This window comes from Phytobacter sp. V91 (genome assembly GCF_965644225.1).
Classification (GTDB): domain Bacteria; phylum Pseudomonadota; class Gammaproteobacteria; order Enterobacterales; family Enterobacteriaceae; genus CBFFRJ01.
Genome location: NZ_CBFFRJ010000193.1, coordinates 1 through 6,430 on the forward strand (window position 1 = coordinate 1; position 6,430 = coordinate 6,430).

Below are 6,430 nucleotides of genomic sequence, written 5' to 3' on the forward strand. Positions count from 1 at the left end.
AGGTACGAAACCTTGAAAGGATATTAGCACATGAACCGTGCCAGACAACAGCCCGCCATAAGCGCAGGGCGCATTGCATAACGCCGCACTCACACTCTTCAACGACCGCTTACCGCACAAGCCGTACTTTTCGGACGATCTGCACTTTGGTGTACGCATTGCCGGTAAGGAACGCGCCCTTCTGGCGAAATACATCCAGTTCAATCAGCCTCACGCCATGTTCTGGCTGGGATTCGACGTTGATCGCGCCGGTGCCGCCATCGACTGGAGCGACCGCAACGCGCCCGCGCCCACGCTGACCATTACCAACCCCGACAACGGACACGCGCACCTGCTGTACGCGCTGAAAACCCCGATACGCACCGCGCCGGACGGAAAAATGAAGCCGCTGCGCTACGCCGCCGCCGTGGAGAACGCGCTACGTAAAAAATTAGAGGCTGATGCGGGGTATTCGGGACTCATCTGCAAAAATCCGAACCACGGCCACTGGAAAATCGCTGTATGGCAGCCGGAACTCTACACGCTGGACTGGCTGGCCGACTTTCTCGACCTGAGCGCGGCGAACGATAAAGAAATCGTTGCCGACTACGGCCTGGGCCGTAACTGCACCCTGTTCGATAAAACCCGCAAGTGGGCATACCGCGCCATCCGTCAGGGCTGGCCGGAGTATGACCAGTGGCTTCAAGCCTGCTACGAACGCGCCAGTGCCTATAATCTGCAATTTTCCGCGCCGCTGGATGAAAATGAGGTTACGGGGATAGCCAAAAGCATTGCAAAGTGGACTAAACGTAACCTCACTGAATCATCATTTACTGAGTATGTATCAAATACGCACGATAGAAATAAGCAAAGAGAAAGAGGTTGTAAAGGTGGTAAAATGAGTAAAGGAGGAGGGCGAAAAATTAATGAAATGAGTGAGAGGCAATTGAAACCTTGGGTTCTCATAGGAGTTGGGAAAACTACTTATTACAAGTTAAAAAAGATGAATATTAAGAGCTGACCTTAATATAGGCCAGCTCGTTTTGTTAGAAGTTAACAGTTGCAGAAACCCACAGGCTTCTTCCTGGTATTACGTTTCCAGTGGTTGTTTGTGATGACGCAAAATAGTCACCGGCAGTAGTCGTTGTTCTTCCTGATGTTAATACATGCGTCTTAGTAAAGTCTTTATCAAAAATATTATTTATAGCACCGTTCAATGTGATATCTTTAGATAGCTTATATGTCGCCCCTAAGTTGAATACAGTATACGACTTAAAGTTTGCACCAAGTTCATCATAAACAAGCTTGTTCGCAGTGCTAAGATTTTCATATTTTGATGTAAATCTAGCAGTTTTGTCTCTGTACTCAGCCTTCAGCCAGGTGTCTAACTTGTCATTAACAACTAAATTTAGTTTTGCATTGGCCATATGTTCTGGTGTGTTTGTTAGTTTAGCGCCCTTGTTGTCACCATCTTTTTGCTCACTATCTGTATATGTGTAGTTTAGTCTTAAAGATAATGAGTCTATAAATAACGGGAATTTTGTCGAAAACTCGATACCCTGTGTTTTGGCTTTCCCTACGTTTGTATACGTCGATGTGTAATCATCAATGCTTTCGCTTGAAATTTTGTTTTTGAAATCATTATGGAACAATGTTATGTTTGCGTCGAAGCCGTTGTTATTTTCATAGTACACGCCTATTTCTGTATTTACACTTTCTTCTGGGTCTAAGTCTGGATTCCCAATTGTATTGATAGTACCTTGCCCCGTAACACCGCTAATTCCGTTGTGAAGCTGTGATAGTGATGGTGTTTTGTATCCAGTGCTAACGCCACCTTTGACGGTAACCTGTTCAAGAGCGTCCCATACTAAGTAGGCTCTTGGGCTTACATGTCCGCCAAATGTATCTTGATATTCATAGCGTGCCCCATAGGTTAGGGATAAAGGTTCAAATAATCTCCATTCATCTTCGGCAAAAAAAGCATACGAATCCTGTTCGAATTCTGAACCATTATTGGCTAATACAATACCATCCTTCATTTTTGCATTCCAATATTGAGCTCCAACGGTTGCTAAATGACTTTCTCCAATTGGTGCCACGAGACTTGAATCAAATATAATATTTGTGTTTTTTAATTCTCTCTTGTTACCTGCTAAATTAGAACCATCTGGTACAGATGCTGTCGTTATCAATCTGCCTTTTGTTTCAGTTGTATTATATGCAAGGCTTGACTTTAAAAAACCGAACCCAAGTTGATTGTCGCTGCCAATTGTTATCTTTCTTCTCTGATAGCGAAGTTCATCTTCGTATCCACCGGAGGAACCAATGGTTCCTAATTGACCTTCTCCATTATCATATTTTTGGTTGGCAATCTCACCATCAAGCCATAATGAATTGAATTCATTTATTTCCCAATTGAATTTACTGCCTATGTTGTAGTTTTCTGATTTTACTGGGTTAGGTCCCCTGTTGCTTAACTCGGTCTTCGTGGATGACGATTCAATATGTGATGCATCTCTTCTAAATATACTACCTCTTACTGACATTCCTAGTTTGTTTTCAATTAATGAGCCACTAGAGAAAAAAGATAACTTTGAACTATCTCCATAGTCAGTATCTTCTTGAAAATTATGCTCTAGGGTTGCGCTACCACTCCATTCTTTTGCTGTTTTTTTTGTTATTATGTTCACAACGCCGCCTATAGCGTCAGAACCATATAGGGTTGACATTGGCCCTCTAATTATCTCTATTCTTTCTATAGCCGACAATGGAGGCATAAAGCTGGTATTCATTGCGCCAAATCCATTGGGTGTTACATCGGATGTTCCGTTCTGTCTAATTCCATCAATTAGGATAAGAGTGTAACTGCTTGACATTCCTCTAATGCTAATATCAAGCCCACCAGTCTTTCCTGTAGTACTTCTTACATCTAGCCCTTCAACGTCACCGAGTGCTGATGCTAGGTCAGTGTATTTTTGCTTACTCAATTCTTCTTGGCTTATAACGGAGATGCTTGCTGCGGCATCTCGCTTCTTTTGCTCATACCCTGATGCAGTCACCACCATTACATCTTCTTCTGTTGCAAATGTGTTAGCAGATGCAATTGTTGTTAATAATGCTATTGCTGTTTTTTTTCGCATGTTTTTTTCAACCCGTATGTGTGTAAAGAGGTAGGTATACCCGACATACATCAAATTACAGGAGTGTTGGCTGTACTCATTCACCCGAATCACTTACCTAAGTAGGCTCATAGGGACTCGTTCGTTTGCCGCATTCCTGAAACTCGAATTATTTAGGGTACAAGAACGATGTTTTAATTTATTTGATAATGATACTCAATACCATTTATACCCAAGTAACTTCAAGATGCAGGATGGTCGTACTCCAACAACTTCCCCCTACCGCGGCCTTCGATTCAGGCTTCAGCAACTTGAAGCATCATGGGTATATGAGGAATTGCTTTGGTTTTTTTAAGCGCGAACCATAACAAGCCTATATCAGATAACAGCCCTCTTTAGCAGAGGGCTGTTTTTTTGCAGCCAGCACAGAATCTGGCATACTGCACTGTACCTTAAGCCAGTACACACAGCGTCCCCTCTGGCGAGGTGCCACCGTGACTGGTTCAGGGGGCTCGCCGCCCCCCGAAACCCCCGGCATCCACTGCGAAAAATTCTCACGGTGGTGCGCATTTTTTCTCAGCGGAGCCTATGGAAAAGCGAACGAAAGAGATCAAAATCCGGCTCACCGAAAGTGAGCATCAGCGACTGCTTGATCGCTGTGACCGTACTCACCTTGCAGAGTGGCTGCGTCAGCTTGGTCTGGGTGAATACACCTCACGCAAGCGCCGTGTGCCTGAGGTGGCGCCCGAACTGCTGCGACAGGTCAGCGGGATTGGCAACAACCTGAACCAGATAGCCCGTCGCCTGAACCATACTGATCCCCTGACGCCTGCTGAACGTGCCTCGCTGTTTGTCGTACTGACCAGCCTTGACCGGCAGCTTGGCGACCTGCTGGAGCAGAGCCGTGATCGTTAAAATTCACTCGCGGGGCGCGGGTTCGGGCAGCGGGCCTGTGGATTACCTGCTGGGTAAAGACCGGCAGCGGGAACAGGCCCGCTTACTTCGCGGTAACCCTGAGCACGTACGGGAGCTTATCGACGGCTGCGACTTTGCCCGCGCCTACACCTCCGGCGTGCTGTCATTCCAGGAGCCGGACATTGCAGACGCGGAGAAATCGCGCCTGATGGACGAATGGGAGCATACGCTGCTGACCGGTCTCGATCGCGATCAGTATGCCTGCCTGTGGGTGGAGCACCGCGACAAGGGACGGCTTGAGCTGAATTTTGTCATCCCGAACATCGAATTACAGAGCGGCAAACGCCTGCAACCCTATTTTGACCGCGCCGATCGTCCCCGCGTCAACGCCTGGCAGACCCTGACCAACGACCGGCTGGGGCTGCGCGACCCGAATGACCCGACTTACCGCCGTCCGCTGACGCAGGCCAGCGACCTGCCCCGCGACAAACAGCAGGCGGCAGAGAAAATCACCGCCGGCCTGATGAACCTGATGCAGCAGGGCGTGATCCGCAGCCGGCAGGACGTGGTGATGCAGCTGGAAAGCTACGGCCTGACCGTGGCGCGGGAAACGAAAAGCAGCATCAGCATTGCCGATCCGGACGGCGGCCGAAATATCCGGCTGAAAGGAATGATTTATGAGCGAGATTTTAAATTTAGCGAAGGGCTTCGAGGAGAAATCGAAGCAGCAGGCGCAGGATACCGAGCAGAGCGTGAAGCGCGAGTTCGAGAGGCTGGAAACGTCTATCAGCGCGGAACTGCAATCAAGCTCGCAGAGCATCAGCAACGCTATCCGCGAGCAGAACGGCAGACTGACGGGCATGCTCAGAGCCTCCGTCTCAACGGCGATGGCGTGGATATTCCTCTGCTTCGCCCTGCTGATCGGCATCCTGGGCGGGATAATCTGGTTTCAGGGCACGATCATCACCTCGCGCCTGAGCGAGATGGACAGCTACAGCCAGCAGCTGGCGAGCCTGAAAGCGAAAAGCGGCGCGGGCGTGACGATCTACAGCGACGACAAGCACCGGAACACCTACCTGGTGGTGCTGCCGAAGCAGGCGCACGGCGTGGAAACCTATACATCGACGACCGACAACACCGTAGTGAAATACACGGCGAAATAACCCCGTCAGAGCGCCCTGAAACGGCACAGCGCGTTTTTAACACCGAGGACGACCAAAACCATGACCGAGATGGAAAAACAGCTTCTGAGCGCCTTAGAGAGCTTACAGACAAGCTACGAGCAACAGCAGCAGGCGTGGCAGGACAGCTACAGCAGCTTGCAGCACATGTTCGAGGCTACCTCACAGGCGCTGACGCACAGCGACCAGGTGTGTCAGCACTTGAGCAGTCAGGTGGACAGCTTGCGCGCGCAGGTCGAGAGCTTGAGCAGGAACGTCAGCCGCTTGATGCGCTGATTGCACAGCACGACCGCGCCTACGCCGAGAAGCAGCGTGAGCAGAAGCCAGATCCGGAGCCGCATAAAAAACCGACCCGCTACTATGGCCCCTCGATGTGACCGCTTTTCCGGAATCAGAGCTAAGCGTACTGTGTACTCCAATAAGCACAGGAGGCAGCCGTGAGTCACGCGATTGAGTTTATCGAGACCCCGATGTTTACCCGTCAGATAAACAGATCGCCACGGATGAAGCGCTCAGTGCGCTGCAAAAGACGCTGATTGAGTCGCCGGACAAAGGCGATCTCATCCAGAAAACCGGGGGGCTGCGCAAAATCAGGATGGCGACGGGCAACCAGGGAAAAAGCGGCAGTGCGAGGGTGATTTACTTCCTGGCCACCGCCGAGGTGATTTATCTGGTAATGGCCTACCCGAAAAGCACCAAAGACAGCCTGACGGACGCGTAGAAAGCCGCCCTGAAGACGCTGACCCAACAACTGAGAGATGAGGTGTGACATGCGTTTTTTTGACGAGCTGAAAGCATCGCTGGAAGAAGCCGTGGAAATCAAAAACGGCGTCAGAGCGCCCGCCCGCGTCACCCGTTACGAACTGGCAGACGTGAAGGCCATCAGGGCACAGCTGAACGTTTCACAGAGCGAGATGGCGAAAGTGCTGGGAACCAGCCTCGATACTATCAAAAGCTGGGAAACCGGACGCCGTAACCCGACCGGACTGGCGGCGAAGGTGCTGGCAACCATCCAGGCTAACCCGAAATTCTTCCAGGCGCTGGCGGCGCACTAAGCCGTTGTGACAGAAGGATTCGACAGGCGAGGCCGTTCGCGTGTAATTTAACGGCAACAGAAAAAACAAAGCCCCGGAAATCATGCTCATTCTTGGCGGAGCGACATGATAACCAGGGCCAGGTACGAAACCTTGAAAGGATATTAGCACATGAACCGTGCCAGACAACAGCCCGCCATAA

At 49.9% G+C, this 6,430-nt stretch carries 5 protein-coding genes and 2 pseudogenes; 6 read left to right on the plus strand and 1 reads right to left on the minus strand.

Features of this window, described 5'->3' with window-relative positions:
* The first annotated feature begins 73 nt into the window (after positions 1 to 73).
* Positions 74 to 1,000 carry a replication initiation protein gene (locus ACSZO4_RS24060; RefSeq protein WP_437891597.1) on the plus strand — a complete coding sequence of 309 codons (927 nt, stop codon included), beginning with the start codon at positions 74 to 76 and terminating at the stop codon, positions 998 to 1,000.
* 25 nt (positions 1,001 to 1,025) lie between these two features.
* On the opposite strand, the gene ACSZO4_RS24065 is transcribed toward ACSZO4_RS24060, so the two are convergent.
* On the minus strand, positions 1,026 to 3,119 hold the full coding sequence (locus tag ACSZO4_RS24065; RefSeq protein WP_437891599.1) for a TonB-dependent receptor: 2,094 nt from the start codon (positions 3,117 to 3,119) through the stop codon (positions 1,026 to 1,028).
* A 567-nt stretch (positions 3,120 to 3,686) separates the two neighbouring features.
* Here ACSZO4_RS24065 and ACSZO4_RS24070 point away from each other — a divergent pair.
* From ACSZO4_RS24070 to nadS, 5 genes and pseudogenes are all read left to right on the plus strand, one after another.
* A complete protein-coding gene (locus tag ACSZO4_RS24070) occupies positions 3,687 to 4,013 on the plus strand; it encodes a MobC family plasmid mobilization relaxosome protein (protein WP_437891601.1) in 327 nt (108 codons plus the stop codon).
* A gap of 157 nt (positions 4,014 to 4,170) precedes the next feature.
* A pseudogene (locus tag ACSZO4_RS24075) lies at positions 4,171 to 4,320 on the plus strand (plasmid mobilization relaxase MbeA); the annotation flags it as partial.
* 370 nt (positions 4,321 to 4,690) lie between these two features.
* The gene (locus ACSZO4_RS24080; RefSeq protein ID WP_437891604.1) at positions 4,691 to 5,176 is read left to right on the plus strand and encodes an MbeB family mobilization protein; all 486 of its coding nucleotides are present in this window, start codon (positions 4,691 to 4,693) and stop codon (positions 5,174 to 5,176) included.
* A gap of 455 nt (positions 5,177 to 5,631) precedes the next feature.
* Positions 5,632 to 5,915: pseudogene (locus ACSZO4_RS24085) on the plus strand (type II toxin-antitoxin system RelE/ParE family toxin).
* Positions 5,916 to 5,964: 49 nt separating this feature from the next.
* Complete coding sequence (nadS, locus tag ACSZO4_RS24090) at positions 5,965 to 6,249, plus strand: NadS family protein (RefSeq protein ID WP_437891602.1); 285 nt, start codon at positions 5,965 to 5,967, stop codon at positions 6,247 to 6,249.
* Positions 6,250 to 6,430 lie beyond the last annotated feature (181 nt).